At 52.1% G+C, this 1,096-nt stretch carries 1 protein-coding gene; it reads right to left on the reverse strand.

The window, feature by feature from the left end; translation table 11 throughout:
• Positions 1–673: 673 nt before the first annotated feature.
• Positions 674–1,096, reverse strand: a 423-nt coding sequence (locus AC1DLB_RS30695) for a hypothetical protein (protein ID WP_477786366.1), incomplete at its 5' end; no start/stop codon positions are given.

The following is a 1,096-nucleotide window of genomic DNA, read 5'->3' on the forward strand; positions in this document are numbered from 1 at the left end:
GTGCAGAGCGTGCGCCTGAGTAAACAGAGCTTTATGGTGAGCTCCGGGATGATCGAGCAACGCGACATCGTCCCGCAGCATCACTTTCCACCGCGCGATCGCCCTGGACTTATCAGCCAGTACTTCAACGTGTTCCTGGTTCATCATCCTTACCCTCGTCAGCTCACTGGTATACTGTATGTATAAACAGTATGTCAATGGAAGGTAGTCGGGCTGAGTCTGCCCGATGAAAAACCTATCAGGGCATTGGTGAGAGGTGCGGAGGAAAAACGTCGGGCGAAGAAAAAAACAGTTGAAAACGCACTTATCCCCCTCTCGCCGACGGGCCTTGCGTCCTTTTTTTGTGCAAATTCGGATGTAGTGCAAACAGACCTGCGGACTAGGCGGGCGGTGGGGTTCTGCAGGCGATCGGTAATTTCACAGAGTGCAAAGTTTTGAAAGGAAATGAAGATCGGTTGCACAGAGGCGTTCAGGACGATCAAGAATGGGGTAGCTTCGAAGGCCTCGGTTTCATTGGGTGAAAAATTCCAAAATGCCAAATAATTGGTGTTTTCAGATTCCTGATCGATCTTTTTTGGAAGGATTAGGCCTGCATGTGTAGGCGGGGAAATTCAATGCAGGCCAGGCACAGCAGGGGGCGCGCTGAGGTTGTGGAGTTTTACAACTTAGCGGATCAGGGCTTTTCGACCAAAGTCGCGCCACAAGAGGCCATGCCGAAAGTGAACAGGTGTTCTTTTTCATCGCGTCGCGCCTCATGCAAGCGCGTTATTACAGCTCGAACATCTTCTCTGGCTCGAACAGCAAAATCACTCGATCTAACCAAGCGCTCCCAGTCGGCGAGCAAATCCTCGCCATACGCTTGATGATAGTTTTCCGTGGTGCGATTGAGTTTTGACTGCAGCTCAGAGGTGCGACCATGCGCCATTGTGTTCCGAAAGTTCAGAAGCCGCGCAATGGTTTGCAGAGGCCGCGCTCCTGTACCCTCCGGAAATTTCACGTCCAACTCCTCGGACAAGAGTTCCAGCTTTGCCCACGGTGGCAGGCGCTCCAGTTCTTCCCAGCATTCGAAAGTAACAGCGCCGGCGTGGTTTAAGTA

The sequence above is a fragment of the Pseudomonas sp. 05N434 genome (assembly GCF_056396965.1).